Genomic DNA, 13,568 nt, shown 5'->3' with positions numbered 1-13,568 from the left:
CTTGCTCCAATACGTGTTTGCGCCAAAGTCTTAGAAACAGTCTTTGTACGTCTCGGCAAATTGCTGGAACGTGTACGGCTCCCGCCCCAGAACGGCCTGCACATCACTGGTGAGGCCAGAGGCGTAACCGGCGCGGGAAATGGCGTGCAGTTCCAGCAGGCTTTCGGTCATCCAGTCTGGGAGGCCCTGTTGCTGCATGGCGGTGCGGACGGCTTCTTCGGGTACGTCTTGGTAAGCAATGGTTCGGCCGGTGACCTGGGAGAAGATTCGGGCCACTTCACTGCCAGACAGCGCCTGCGGTCCGGTGAGGGTGTAGGCTTTACCATCGTGTCCCTCGGGCCGAAGCAGAATCTCGGCGGCCACCTCTCCTATGTTGCGGGCATCTATGTAAGACACGCGGCCGTTGCCCATGGGCAGATAAAAGGCATTCTGCTCTTTGATGCTGCCGGCCTGCTGGTGCACAAAATTCTGCATAAAGGAAGTAGGCCGAAGCAGCGTGTATGCCAGCTCCTTCGTCTTGATATACTCTTCGGCCTGCCGGTGCCATTGGCCCAGCTGGATGCCCGGCTCTGCCTCTGCCCCGCTGGCCGAAAGGCGCACCACGTGCCGTACCCCGGCTGCCTGCGCCGCATCTATGAGTTGCTGGGCCATGGCTACCTGGTCTTGGGTGAACGGGGTGATGAGCAGCGCCGTACTTACGCCCGTAAAGGCCACAGCCAGCGAGGCCGGACGGGCAAAATCTATCTCCACCAGTTCCACGCCCGGCAAGCGTTTCAGGTTTTCGCCTTTGATCAAGGAATGTACGCCCGCCCGTACTTTGGCACCCTGGGAGGAAAGCGCTGCTACGGTAGCCGACCCTACGGTGCCGGTAGCTCCGGTAACTAAGATGATAGAAGACATAGTGCTATTTTAGAGTAAAGGGGAAGCGGCCGTGGGCGCACCTCCCGCGTTTCTTAGAACGGATTTTGCTGCGGGGCGTTTCGGGGCGCTTTTTCTGAAATCGGCGCTAAACCAGAAAAGGCACCACCTCTTATCGGCCCACAAAAAAGAAAGGCGTTTAGCGGCTGTTTTTGGAAAAAGAGCCGCTAAACGCCTTTTGCCTCTGGGGCAGGTTTCCTACTTTTTAAGGCTGAGCATGAACAGCGTGCCTTTCTCGTTGCTGATCATCATGTCAGTGTCGTTCACAAACACCAAACCTTCGGCCTGGCCGGTCTTGCCTAACGGGATCTGCTCTTTTTTGCCTTGGAACGCAGCCTCGGGACTATCAGCTTCCAGCAAATACACCCAGCCTTCTCCCAATAGGGCAATGGTACGGCCATTAGGCGAAATATCTGCCGCGGTGATTTTGGTGGTGATTTGTACGCTGTCTAATGGCTGCACCGTCTGCTGCTGACCGGGTTGGTTGGCCACTTTGTAGAGCTTCACCCAGTCGCCTTTGCCGCGGTTTTTGGTAAAGAGGTAGAAGTTGTTGCCGTGCATGAGGAAGCCTTCCACGTCAAAATTCAGGTTGTCTTTGGCCGGCGGAAACTCGGTTTGGTCGGCGTACTTGAACGGAATGGTGGCCACCACTTTTTTGGCTTTCTCGTCTACCTTCACAATCTGGAGGTCTTTGCGGGTGTTCTCGTTGTTGCCCATGTCGCCTAGGTACAGAAATCCGTCTTCGCCGCGGGCGATGTCTTCCCAGTCATTGTTTTTGCCGCCCTGCACGTTCATGGTCTCCAGCAGCTCACCAGACTGGTTGATTTTGTACAATACCGCGTCATTGCCGGCGTCTGGGTGGGTCCAGAAATTGCCGTCACTAGAGGCTTCCAGTCCGGAGCTTTCAGGCACGGTTTTCTTGCCCATCTTGCTTACCTCCTGCAAATCATAGTTGTTGTTGACTTCAAAGCCCTGGGTGGCGGGGTTCTTGTCTTTCTTTTTCTTCTTACCGTCTTTTTGCTCAGTGGTAGTATTGGCGGTTGCGTCTTCGGTTTTAGCGTTGCCGCTGTCACAGGCCACGGCCAACAGTAGGCAACAGCCCACGGAGAGTTCCAGTAATTTACTTTTCATAGTGTTGGGTCAGTTCGGTTAGTCTCTGCCAGACTTGCTGGGGCTGGCTCCAGAACTGCCGACTGTACACGGCGCCGTATTTCCAGCCGCGGGCCTGAAGGCGCAGGGGCACATCAGCGTGAGAAGCCTTGGCGGAAGGGCGTCTATAGTACAAATCGTCGTCGGTTAAGAGTACGGCCTCATAGCGGTTGCCGTTGCGGAAAGTGAGGTCGGCGAAGGGAAGTTCCAATGACATTTCCAGATTAGTACTATTCTGCCCGAACTCTTCCAGCAACGCCGGGTACAGCAGCAAGGCCGACGGTATACCGGCCGGGGCCGAGGGTTGGGGCGAAAACCCGTGCTCGCTCACCTCTTTGGCGAAGGCCAGGTAATCACACAGCAACTTGGGTCCGGGGTGCTTCACGTTCTCCACCGGGAACTGCTCGGGCCATAGACTGGTCACCACGTACACCCGCTTAATGGCACGGGTGATAGCCACATTCAGGCGGTTCTCGCCTTTGGCGGCGTTCAGGCTGCCAAACATAGCCCGCACCACGCCACCCGCGTCTGGCGCGTACCCGATGGAGAAGATGATGTACTGCCGCTCATCGCCCTGAATGTTCTCAATGTTTTTGATGATGAGTTCTTCGGGCAGTTTCACGTTCTGCGCCAGCGCGTGCTCTTCCAGCAAGTCCTGCACCAACTGTTGCTGCGGAAAGTTGAAGGTAATGACGCCAATATTGGTTTCGCCTTTGGCGATGAGTTCCAGCACCAGATCCCGTACGCGCTCAGCCTCTACCCTGTTGGTCTGATTTTCCCACACGCCGTCAACTTTCAAATACTGAAGCGCCGGTTCTGCCGTGTTCATGGCCTCCAGCCTTGGAATCAGTTGCAATTTGTCACGGTAGAAATTCCGGTTGGAGAATTGGATGAGCTCTGGATATTGGCTGCGGTAATGCTCAGACAAAAGCGTCTGCGGAAGGTGCAGCGCGCTCAGCTGCAAGAGAGATTCCACCAGCAGTTCCTCGGTTTCGTCTTCCTCCGCGCCAAACCGCACGCGGTACAAATCTGACGGCCCCAGCTGCTGCTCATCACCGGCAATCACGGCCTGTTTGGCGCGTACCATAGCCGGCACGCCCACCTCGGCGAAGCATTGCGACGCCTCGTCAAAGATGACCAAATCAAAAATCCGCTCCAACGGGAACAACGCCGACACCGTCTCCGGAGAGGCCAGCCAGCACGGCAGCAGCTGCCGTATCTCGTCCCCAAACTCGGCGTTAAGCTTGCGTAGCGGGTACAGCATGCGTTTCTTACTCACCTGAGTCAACAGCCGACGGTACGTGACCGGGTTGCCCAGCCGGTTGTATTCCATGTTTTTGTAGGTCTGCTCGCGCAGGTTGAGCAGAATGATCTGGCGGCTGAGGTCGGCTTTCTGTTTGATTTTCTCCTGCAATTCGGTTTCCAACCGCTCCAGCTCGCCGGTGCTCACAATGGTGAGCACGGGGTTCTGGCCTTCCAGCTGTTGCAGCCAGGCCAGCTGCACGCTGTTCTCAATGGCGCACAGTTGAGCCTCCACGCTTTCAGGCACTGCCGCACGTACTTCTTCCAGCCAGCTTTTCAGTTCCGGCGAAAACGTCTGCACCAGCGCATCAAAGGCCACCATTCTATCAAAATGCTCGTTGAGGCTCTGTGTCATTTCCTGCGCAGCGGCGGGGTTGGTGGCCAGCACTTCAATTTGAGAAGACGTCAACCATTGTTCCCACTCCCGAAGTTGTTCCTGCAAAGCCTGGAGTTTTGGCAACGTTTCAGAAAAAACAGCCCTGAAACGCTCGGGGCGCACCTGCAGCAGTTCCTCCGGCAGCACCTCGTAGGCCATCAGTTTGTGTACCGTTTTTCTCAGTTCCCACGCCTGTTGCAAATGTGCCAGTTCCTGCGCCGCGGCGGCCCCATACACATCTGCCGGAATTTCCAGCGACGGCTCTTGCTCCTGCAGGGTTTTCCAACTGGTTTGTAGCGCCTCCAACTGCTTCAAGGCCGTGCGCAGGTGCTCTACCGCCGTGTCTGGGTTGGTGAGTTTTTTGCCTTCGGCGAACGCCGAGAGTTTCTTTTTACCCGAAGAGAAGCCCCAGCCTATTTTACTAAAGAAACTGCTCTGCGCCTGGTCATGCTCCGCGAGTAGTAGAGTTACCTGAATTGCCTCTTCTGATGATAGTTTGGTTTGCGCCGCTGCCGTGTCTTTCTGTAGCTGTTGTAGTTGCGTTTCCCTTGTTTTGAAGTCTTTGGTTTGGGTCAGATTTCCGAAAAAGAGCCGCGAAATAGCTTTGTCCTGCAAGGTCTCTTGCACAGCCCGCAGCGTGGGTAATTCCTGGAGCAAGGCTTGCAAGGCATCCCAAGGCTCGGCCTGCGGGGGCATTAGTTCCTGCGCCTGAGCAGCAACGGCTTGCGCCGAAGCGGGAATAGCAGTGAGCAGTTGGGTCAGTTTCTGGCGTTCGGTCCAGGTGTGGTGGTGGAAGGAACGGCGTTCGTTCCACGGGAAATCCGGGTGTTGCAGCAGCACCGCGTCTTGCAGGTAATGCAGCAGGCGCGGCCGCCACTCGGGCCAGGTCTGGGCGGTGAAGTGCTGGAAGACGGCCTCGGCGGGCAAGTGCGGTGCGCGCGGGTTGCTGCGCAAATACAGTTCCTTGGGTGACCAGCCACAGGCCGAGGTATCAAAAAGTGCTTCTTTGAGGCTGTTCAGCCGTTCGCTTATCTGGTTAATGCGGCGGCTGGTTTCCAGAAACTGCCGCTCGGCGTGAATGTTGCCCAAGGCCACGTTCTGCCGTTTGTATTCGTCTACCTGTTCAATCTGTGTCCTTATCTTGCTGAATACCGCCGGACGGTCCAGGTTCAGGTCATGCACCAGCGCAGAGAATTGGTCTAACCCAGTGGTGGAAAGTCGTTGATATACCACATCCAGCGCCGCCCGCTTCTGGCAGACCACCAATACACTTTTGCCCCGCGCCAGGTAATCAGAAACCAAATTACAGATGAGCTGCGATTTTCCCGTACCCGGCGGGCCCTGCACCACCACGCTTTGCCCCGCCTTCACCTGCCGCAGCGCCGCCTCCTGCGAGGCATCGGCGTCAAAGGCGGTGAACAGCTGTTGCTCTAGTTGGGCCTGCGTTGGGTTGATTTCCGCTTGCGGAAGAAGCAGTTCCTCCAGAGATTCGGCGGGCGGGTTCTCCAATAAATCATCATAGTCTGCCAGTTGGTAAGAACCGGCCTGCGGGAAGATGCCTAGCACCGCCTCGGGCTGCAGTTTCAGTTGGCCGGGCTTCCAGGTTTTCTCCAGTTCTTCGCGCTTGTAGGCTTTGAACGGCTGGAGTGTGTCTTTGAGCAATTCCTGGTTAAAATTGACGTCTACAGTACTGTCGCGGAGCAGTTCGTAGAGTTTGGTGCGGAACTGGAGGTCATCGGTAGGGAACTCATCGAAATCCTCTTCCATGAGCGCCTCATCGGGCTTCAGGTTGAGGTAGTGCGCGTAGGCCAGCAGGAAACTTTTGTTGAAGAAAGCGGGTGTGTCTTCGGGCCGAACCAGTTGCCATTGCCGTTTCTCGTTCACCTTCAGCTCCACTGGGAAAAACAGCAGCGGGCAGCGCACCAAGGTACCATCTGGGAACGCGCCTTCCACCATGGGCCAGCCCACGAACAGCTCCTTCGCGCCGCGTTCCTCCCAAATCATGTGCGCCCGCCGCTGAATGGTTTTCAGTTGCTTGGTGAGCGGGGCCAGGGCGGCATCACGGGCATCGGCGACGGCGCAGAGGGTGATGTTCTGCTTACCGGCCAGCAGCTCTTTCACATAGTCAAACGACGGGCCTTTGTGGGCGTGGTCCAGCGCATGGATATCTACATGAAGACTGGCCGACGGTTTCAACAACACCAGGGAACGATTGGAGCCGCTCAGGTTGAGCAGACGGCGCTGGTACTGTTTGAGCAGGTGCGGAAGCGGGGTTTCGGGGTTGGGCATATGGGGTAAACGGTGGAGCCGGACGCGTGTTTTACGAAGTGGAAATTAGGGATTCACTTCTAAAATGCCAATTGTGGCGGCATCACATGGTAACGCCTCTACGGATGATTGATTTTATGTTTTTGGCCAGATTTTGGAAAAACGGCCGCTAAACAGATTTTACTGCACCACCAGATACGGCTGCATCTTCAGGAACTGAGCCTCATTGATCACTTTAATTTTGCGCAGTTCCTCCACGCTGGGATACGGACCGTGCTGGGTGCGATAGTTCACAATGGCGCGGGCCAGGCTGTAACCAATATACGGGTGCTGCCGAAGCTCGTCAAACGTAGCGGCATTCAGGTTGATTTTCTTAACGCCTCCGTCTTTGGCAATGAACGCGTATTTGCGGACACTGTCGGCTACTTCGGGCGGGAGCCCGTACACCTCGGCCACTTGGTCTACGCTATGGAAGCCACCCATCTTGTCTCTAAAATTGATAATACGCTGGGAGAGTTTGCTGCCAATGCCCCTGATTTGCTTCAGCTCGGTGGTATCTGCGGTGTTCAGGTCAAAGGGCTGCAACTCCCACCGCTTGCGCGGAAACTCTGGTTTGGGCCTGTTTTCAGAAAAAGAGCCGCTAAACGGCTGGCGGGCGTAGCCGGGGCTTTCGTCTGGCAAGTCTATGTACGGGTACCACAGCTGGAAGAGCGAATCGGGCAGGCCGTAGATTTTCTGCAGCTGCGCCTTGCTCTTGAAATCGCCGGCTTTGGCACGATAGTTCAGGATGCGCTGCGCGATGTATCTGTTCAGGCCCAGTTCCTGCCACTGCGCCGCAGTGAGCTGGTTGGGATTGAAGCGGTACAGTTTGATGGGCTTGCGCCGATAACGGTTGGCTCTTGCGGCGGCTTCCTCTTCGGCTTGCTGGTCTAGCTGCACCACCAGGCTGTCCAGAATCCTTTGGTCGGCGGTGGGGTCATAGGGAACATCGTCCTGGAAAAAGAAAAATGGCGCAACCATGAGCAGCGCCATCAGGAAAATCAGGATGAAGAACTGGGTCAGCTCCCGCTGGGAGAAAGAGAAATACTCTTGCAAACCGTGGAGCAGACGTTTCAGCATAAGTTGCTTCTACGGAGGAATTTAGATTTGGTAGCTACTTTTTCAACCTATAGCCGCAAGGAGGTAAATCCGTAGCGTCGTACTACCAGTACGACGTGGTTCCCCGCAGAAATGCCCAGCGCACATCTCAGCGGACTGGTCAAAGCGACTATTCTTTTTGAGGCGATTAAGGTTCTTACAGAGAGAACCTGTTTTGTTTCATAGCACCTCGTCGTAATGGTATTACGACGCTACAGTTCCGTTTAGGGGCCGTTTTTCTAAAAACAGCCCCTAAACGGATTTCTGCGCGTTATATCTGTCCCGCCAAAATGGCGATGCTTTCTTTGAACGTGTGCGGTTGGTAGCCCAGTTGCGTTTTGGCTTTGGTGATGTCAAACCCGGTGCGCGGCGGGCGTTTGGCGGGTTGGGTGAAGAGCGTGCCGTCTACTTCCTCAATCAGGCTTTGGTCTAAGTTGAAGTACTCAGCTACCTGCACGGCCATTTGGTGAGGGGTAAGCAGTTCCTCGCCGGAGATGTTGAAGATGCCTTGCGCGTCATGCTTGGCGGCCAGCCAGCAGCCTTGGGCCAAGTCCTCTGCCAGCGTGGGCGTACGGAGCTGGTCGTTCACCACTTTGATCTGCTTGCCTTGCTCCAGGCTGCCTTTCACCCACAGCACAATGTTAGAGCGGCCATAGTCATGCACAATCCCGAACACCAAAACAGTGCGCAGAATAGCCCATTTGCAGGCGGCGCGTTTCACCAGTTCCTCAGCGGCCAGTTTGCTTTCACCGTAGAAGTTGACGGGGTTACCCTCAGCCTCCTCTGCGTAAGGGCCGTTCTCGCCGTCAAAGATGAAATCGGTGGAGACGTGGATGAGGTGCACGCCGTGTCTTTCCGAAGCTTTCACCAGGTTCTCCACCGCATCTACGTTCTGTTTCCAGCATTCCTCGCGCTGGCTCTCACAGTCGTCCACGTTGGTCATAGCCGCCGTGTGGATGATGTGGGTGGGCTGCAATTCAGAAATGACTTGTTCTACCTGTTCGGCATTGGTCACGTCCATCGCCGCGAACGCGACATTGGGATAAATCTCGGCCAGTTTGTTCTGCCCCCGTGACGAAGCGATCAATTTGGTGTTGGGCTCCAGGTGGAGCAGGTTGACCAATTTCTGGCCCAGCAGGCCATTAGAGCCGGTGATGAGGATGGTTTTCATAGCGGGAGAAGCTTATTCGTAGCGGTAGCCGTAGGTTTGGGTAATCTTCTTTTTCTTCATCTTTTTGGTGGTCACCGTCATTTTCACATCGGTAGTGGGGCGGTCCCGGTAATCTTTGGGCTGCTCGGCAATTTTGTCAATCACGGCCAAACCGTCAATCACTTGCCCATACACGGTGTACTGGTTGTCCAGGAACGGAACACCGGCATGGTTTTCCACCAGATAAAACTGCGAACCACTGGATTCTTTATTAGGATTCGCGGGCCCACCCAATCTAGCCGCCGCCAGTGCGCCATACACGTGCTTGTGGTGCGGCAAGATCTCAGCGGGGATGGTATAGCCGGGGCTGCCGGAGCCATCATTGCTGGGATCGCTGTCTTTAGAGTTAGGGTCGCCGCCCTGGATCATGAAATCATTGATGACCCGGTGAAACGTGGTACCGTCATAGTATTTGTCTTTCACCAGTTTCAGGAAATTCTCGCGGTGTTTGGGCGTATCTTCAAACAACACCAGCCTAATGGTTCCCTGCGGCGTGGCAATGGTGACCAAATAGTCTTTCTTTGATTTCTTCTGCGCCGACACCGTGCCGCTGAGGCCAACTAGGGCTAACAAAAGGAACAATACTTTCTTCATGCGTGCTGATCGTTTTAAAGCAGTTTCAGGAAAAATAGGCTCGAAACGGAAATATACAGATAAGCTTTGCCTCTACGCTTTCGCCTCTTTGATGGAGGCCAGAATCTGGGCGCCGCCTTTGTTCAGAACCACGTGTGCCAGCTCCTCTCCCATCGCTTCGGCCTGTTCAGAAGGGCCGCTCATTTCCTCCACAATCAGTTCCTCGCCGTCCAGGCTGATGATTCCGGCCCTCAAGGTTAACTGTTCATCCTGTAAGGTAGCCAGGGCGAAAGAAGGAATGCTGCAACCGCCTTCCATGGTACGCAGGTAAGCGCGTTCGGCTAAGAGGCAAAGGTGCGTGGGTTTATGGTCTAAGGCCACCTTCAAGTCCAGCTTCCGCTCCAGCGGCAGGGTTTTGGCGCACTCAATGGCCACACTTCCTTGTCCGGCGGCCGGAATAAAGGTTTCCAGCGGAAGATGCTGCGCAATCATGTGGTCATACTGCATACGGGCCACCCCGGCATACGCCAACAGAATGGCATCATACTGCCCGTCTTTCAGTTTCTGGATGCGGGTCTGCAGGTTGCCGCGGCACTCAGCGGTGATTACGTTGGGGTAAAACCTTTTGAGCATAGACCGGCGGCGCGTAGAGGATGTGCCAATGACCTGCTGCCCCTCGCCTAGTTTAAAGAGCGGGTCAAAGGAGATTACTACATCATGTACCTGCTCGCGCTCCATGAACGCCAGCAGTTCCAGATCATCCGGAATGGTAGATTGTACGTCTTTGGCGCTGTGCACGGCAATGTCAATGGCCCCGGTGCGCAGGCTTTCTTCCAGCTCCTCGGTGAACACACCTTTGGCTCCTATTTTGTCCAGTGACCGGTCCAAGACGAGGTCTCCTTTGGTGGTGATGGTGATGATTTCCACCTCCATGCCGCTGGCCCGTAAAGTGTCTGCCACGTGGTGCGCCTGCCAGAGGGCCAGACGGCTGCCGCGGGTTCCTATGCGAATGGGAGACGTGGTTGAAGTTGTTTCCATGGTATAAAGTTATGCGACCGGCCGAATGAGTTGCGCTATCTGAATAGAGGTATGTAAGAACGTGATTTTAGGGTGCGCGTTCCGTTCAATGTGGTAATGCGCGTCATTGAGTTCCTGCGTGAGCTGCGCCCCGTTGCCCTGGTGAATCAACTTCGCGAATTTCTGCACGAAGTCCAGCTCCGGCGCGGGCAGAAACGTGATCAACTGCTGGTCTACGCCATACAGCAACACCTTACGGAGCAACCCCAGCGCGAACTGCAGGAAATTTTTCTGGTTCTCGCGGCCCAGTTTCTGGAAGTCTTCGCTCTGCTCCAGCACACCGTCAAATTTATGGTTGTAGCACAGGCGCATCCAGCTCAGGAAAAACGTGAAGTAATCTGAGGTCATTTCCTGGCTCAGCACCCGGGCGGCCTGGAGGTTGCCCTCGGCCAGTTGCGCCACCTGGTATGCCCGCTCCTCTTCCACCCCATGCTGCTCCTGCAGATATTGAATCACTTCAGCATCTGTGAACGAACGCACTTTCACCAGCTGGGTACGGGAGAGAATGGTGGGCATAATCTTGTCTGAGGCATTGCTCACCAACAGAAAAACGGTGGCGGCGGGCGGTTCCTCCAGCAACTTCAGCAGGGCGTTGGCGGCGCTGGCATTCATCAGTTCCGGCAACCAGATCACAATGACCTTATATTTGGCCTCGAAGGCTTTGAGCGAAGTCATGCGCACCAGTTCCCGGCTCTCGCCTACCGGAATAGAGCCTTGCTTGTTTTCGGCGCCAATGAACTGCATCCAGTCATTGAGCGTCTGGTACGGGCTGTCGTTGAGAAAAGCTCTCCACTGCGTGACAAAGTTCTTGCTCAACGCATCCTGGTCCTTCACTTTGGTGACGGGCATCACAAAATTCAAGTCTGGATGAATGCGTTTGCTTATTTTGGCACAGCTGGCACAAACGCCGCAGGAGTCCTGGGGCTGCGGATCTTCACAGTTAAGGTACTGGGCATACGCCAAGGCCAAAGCGAGGTTTGCGCTTCCCTCAGCCCCTAAAAACAATTGCGCATGCGCAACGTGCTGTGACGTGACGGAGTTCAGCAACAGTTGCTTGGTTTCCTGATGGCCGTAAATCTGGGAGAACTGCACAGATGGTTAAAATTTGAAATAGAAATACATGCGCCCGGAAATAGCTTTCCGTTTGCATCTGTAAAGATAACGGCGGCACACCGTTTTTGCTCTATTTTCAGAAAAATAGCCGCTAAACGGTACGCCGCCGGAATAAGTTATTTATGAAAGCTGCTCTACGCTTACTGCTCCCAGCTACGGCTGGTTTTGGTCTCCTCAAAAATATGGTCATAGATAGCCCGTTCCGTAGGCGTGACGCTCTGCCCCCTTCGGCTTAACACTGCCTCGGCCACTTCATAGAATTTCGGCAGCTTAAACGTCTGTGACTCATTCACCGCTCCCCAGGTAAAAGACGGGATGAAGTTAGGCGGATAACCACTCCCGAACACATTGGCTCCCACGCCTACCACCGTTCCGGTATTAAACATGGTATTGATGCCGCTCTTGCCATGGTCAGCCATAATGAGGCCGCAGAACTGCAAGCCGGTATCTACCATCTTTTGTTGCGCGTGGCTCCAGAGCTTCACGTTAGCATAGTTGTTCTTCAGATTGGATGTATTGGTGTCGGCCCCAAAGTTACACCACTCTCCCACCACAGAATTGCCCATGAAGCCATCATGCCCTTTATTGGAGTAACCAAAAAAGACGCAGTTACTGATCTCACCTCCCACTTTACAGTAAGGGCCAATGGTCACATCGCCGCGCATTTTGCCTCCCATGTTAATGATGCTTTCCTCACCCAAGGCAAACGGACCTCTTAGCACCGTACCTTCCTGCACCTGTGCGTTCCTGCCAATATAGATGGGTCCATTCTCCGCATTCAAGATGGCCGCCTTAAACTGCACGCCTTCCTCAATGAAGATATCTTGCACATTGTAAGCTACCGTATGCGGATCAGAAATTGGCTGACTCACTCTACCTTCGGTCAACACTTTGAAATCATCTCTGATCTGGGGACCGTTAAACCGGAAAATATCCCACAGTTGCGTTACTACTCCATGCGCTGACAGAGTAATGGAGGTTTGGGTATGGCTCTTGTAATTGTAGACTTCTTTACCTGATTTAAAAGAAGACTCACCCGCATGTAAGGCCACTAAAAGATCTCCGTTATAAAGCGCTGCTCCAAGCGGCATTCGCCTTATCTGTTCTAAGAGTTCAGCAGTTGGGCAGACAGCCCCATTGACATAGATGTTCGCTTCGTTGTCTACCTGCTGCTTGAACTTTTCCTGCAGATACGGTTCCGCCAGAAATGAAACCTGCCCCTTTGAAAAATGTCTCCATTTTTCAGTGATGGTCATAATACCAATGCGGATTTCTGACACTGGCCGGGTATAGGTTAACGGCAGCAGATTAGTCCGCAGTTCCGGATCATCGAAGAGAATAATGTTCATAGGACAAAATAAAAAAGTCTTCCCAATTTACTCAGGAAGACTTCTATACGATGAATCAATAAATTCGCTTATTTCTTATAACGCTGCTTGAACTTATCAATACGTCCGGCAGTATCCACATAAATGTTCTTACCGGTGTAGAATGGATGCGAAGCAGAAGATACCTCCACCTTAATTACTGGATAAGTCTTACCGTCTTCCATAGTGATAGACTCGCTTGAGTTCATGGTAGAACGGGTGATGAATTTAAAATCGCTGGAAGTGTCTTGGAAAACTACTTCTCTGTATTCAGGATGGATGTCCTTTTTCATTATTCTATATTTTTAACTTCGGATTCCTCGAATAGGACTGCAAAAATAAAACATTTGCGATAAAATTAAAACCTTTGAAAAGAAAAATTTCAATTCTGGTTTTGGTTAGCAAAGAATGCTCTAAAATAATTTTGGTAAATTAGCCGCAAACAGCATTCTAGTTACATGATCTTGACCCAAGAAAACCGCATTCTGGACCACCACCAAATTCTTCAGAAAATCAAACGCATGGCATTTGAGATTTTTGAAAATAATTTTGAGGAAAATAAGATGGTCTTAGCAGGTATTCATGAGAACGGCTATCTCCTAGCACAGTTACTTCAGCAGGAACTTAAGCAAATCTCAGCCATAGAAGTAAAGCTACTAAAAGTGACTTTACATAAAACTGATCCTCTGGCTCATGATTTTCTTATTGAACCAGCCTTAGATACCTTAGCGGATACAACTGTTGTATTGGTAGATGATGTATTGAACACAGGTAAAACTCTTGCTTACACATTGCGATCTTTTCTAGAAAAAGAATGTAAAAAGCTTGAGATTGCCACACTCATTAATAGGCATCATACTCTATACCCCATCTCATCTACCTACACAGGCTACTCTTTAGCTACTACTCTTAGAGAACACATCAGAGTAGTATTAGCAGAAAGTGAATGGAATGCCTATCTAATTTAATTTGCTATTCTACCCTGGTAATAAAAGGTCGAGGCTCACCTGCTATTTAGGTGAGCCTCGCCCTTTTTGGTGGATAAACGATGTATGCTCCAGAAAAGCACTTAGACCTT

11 protein-coding genes are annotated in these 13,568 nt (G+C 53.1%); 1 reads left to right on the top strand and 10 read right to left on the bottom strand.

Annotated features, from left to right (window positions below; genetic code table 11):
- Positions 1 to 30 precede the first annotated feature (30 nt).
- From EFA69_RS06695 to EFA69_RS06650, 10 genes are all read right to left on the bottom strand, one after another.
- Positions 31 to 900 (bottom strand): SDR family oxidoreductase, encoded by an 870-nt coding sequence (locus tag EFA69_RS06695; RefSeq protein WP_123132335.1) that lies wholly within the window; start codon positions 898 to 900, stop codon positions 31 to 33.
- 216 nt (positions 901 to 1,116) lie between these two features.
- Positions 1,117 to 2,049, bottom strand: coding sequence for a hypothetical protein (locus EFA69_RS06690; protein ID WP_123132334.1), 933 nt, complete (start codon positions 2,047 to 2,049; stop codon positions 1,117 to 1,119).
- Complete coding sequence (locus tag EFA69_RS06685; protein ID WP_123132333.1) at positions 2,039 to 6,034, bottom strand: AAA domain-containing protein; 3,996 nt, start codon at positions 6,032 to 6,034, stop codon at positions 2,039 to 2,041. Before EFA69_RS06685 ends, EFA69_RS06690 begins: the two co-directional genes overlap by 11 nt.
- Positions 6,035 to 6,193: 159 nt before the next feature.
- Entirely contained in the window at positions 6,194 to 7,132 is a 939-nt protein-coding gene (locus tag EFA69_RS06680; protein WP_123132332.1) for a ComEA family DNA-binding protein, read from the bottom strand.
- Positions 7,133 to 7,421: 289 nt separating this feature from the next.
- Positions 7,422 to 8,321, bottom strand: a complete 900-nt coding sequence (locus EFA69_RS06675) for an SDR family oxidoreductase (RefSeq protein ID WP_123132331.1) — start codon at positions 8,319 to 8,321, stop codon at positions 7,422 to 7,424.
- A 12-nt stretch (positions 8,322 to 8,333) separates the two neighbouring features.
- The gene (locus EFA69_RS06670) at positions 8,334 to 8,954 is read right to left on the bottom strand and encodes a peptidylprolyl isomerase (protein WP_123132330.1); all 621 of its coding nucleotides are present in this window, start codon (positions 8,952 to 8,954) and stop codon (positions 8,334 to 8,336) included.
- A gap of 72 nt (positions 8,955 to 9,026) precedes the next feature.
- Positions 9,027 to 9,971 (bottom strand): hydroxymethylbilane synthase, encoded by a 945-nt coding sequence (hemC, locus tag EFA69_RS06665; RefSeq protein WP_123132329.1) that lies wholly within the window; start codon positions 9,969 to 9,971, stop codon positions 9,027 to 9,029.
- 9 nt (positions 9,972 to 9,980) lie between these two features.
- Entirely contained in the window at positions 9,981 to 11,102 is a 1,122-nt protein-coding gene (gene holB / locus EFA69_RS06660; protein WP_123132328.1) for a DNA polymerase III subunit delta', read from the bottom strand.
- A 161-nt stretch (positions 11,103 to 11,263) separates the two neighbouring features.
- On the bottom strand, positions 11,264 to 12,472 hold the full coding sequence (locus EFA69_RS06655) for a GlmU family protein (RefSeq protein ID WP_123132327.1): 1,209 nt from the start codon (positions 12,470 to 12,472) through the stop codon (positions 11,264 to 11,266).
- A 68-nt stretch (positions 12,473 to 12,540) separates the two neighbouring features.
- Positions 12,541 to 12,783 (bottom strand): type B 50S ribosomal protein L31, encoded by a 243-nt coding sequence (locus EFA69_RS06650; protein ID WP_123132326.1) that lies wholly within the window; start codon positions 12,781 to 12,783, stop codon positions 12,541 to 12,543.
- Positions 12,784 to 12,948: 165 nt separating this feature from the next.
- Between EFA69_RS06650 and EFA69_RS06645 the strand changes: the two genes are divergently transcribed.
- The gene (locus EFA69_RS06645) at positions 12,949 to 13,458 is read left to right on the top strand and encodes a phosphoribosyltransferase family protein (protein WP_123132325.1); all 510 of its coding nucleotides are present in this window, start codon (positions 12,949 to 12,951) and stop codon (positions 13,456 to 13,458) included.
- The last annotated feature ends 110 nt before the right edge of the window (positions 13,459 to 13,568 follow it).

Source organism: Rufibacter immobilis (assembly GCF_003721565.1).
GTDB classification, from domain to species: domain Bacteria; phylum Bacteroidota; class Bacteroidia; order Cytophagales; family Hymenobacteraceae; genus Nibribacter; species Nibribacter immobilis.
This window is presented reverse-complemented; position numbering and strand designations above follow the sequence as displayed.

What these genes read in the sequence shown, in the direction of transcription:
- EFA69_RS06675 (WP_123132331.1), bottom strand. Translation starts at nt 8,321, where the DNA reads ATGAAAACCATCCTCATCACCGGCTCTAATGGCCTGCTGGGCCAGAAA.
- EFA69_RS06690 (WP_123132334.1), bottom strand. Translation starts at nt 2,049, where the DNA reads ATGAAAAGTAAATTACTGGAACTCTCCGTGGGCTGTTGCCTACTGTTG.
- EFA69_RS06670 (WP_123132330.1), bottom strand. Translation starts at nt 8,954, where the DNA reads ATGAAGAAAGTATTGTTCCTTTTGTTAGCCCTAGTTGGCCTCAGCGGC.
- hemC (WP_123132329.1), bottom strand. Translation starts at nt 9,971, where the DNA reads ATGGAAACAACTTCAACCACGTCTCCCATTCGCATAGGAACCCGCGGC.
- EFA69_RS06645 (WP_123132325.1), top strand. Translation starts at nt 12,949, where the DNA reads ATGATCTTGACCCAAGAAAACCGCATTCTGGACCACCACCAAATTCTT.
- EFA69_RS06650 (WP_123132326.1), bottom strand. Translation starts at nt 12,783, where the DNA reads ATGAAAAAGGACATCCATCCTGAATACAGAGAAGTAGTTTTCCAAGAC.
- EFA69_RS06655 (WP_123132327.1), bottom strand. Translation starts at nt 12,472, where the DNA reads ATGAACATTATTCTCTTCGATGATCCGGAACTGCGGACTAATCTGCTG.
- EFA69_RS06680 (WP_123132332.1), bottom strand. Translation starts at nt 7,132, where the DNA reads ATGCTGAAACGTCTGCTCCACGGTTTGCAAGAGTATTTCTCTTTCTCC.
- EFA69_RS06685 (WP_123132333.1), bottom strand. Translation starts at nt 6,034, where the DNA reads ATGCCCAACCCCGAAACCCCGCTTCCGCACCTGCTCAAACAGTACCAG.
- EFA69_RS06695 (WP_123132335.1), bottom strand. Translation starts at nt 900, where the DNA reads ATGTCTTCTATCATCTTAGTTACCGGAGCTACCGGCACCGTAGGGTCG.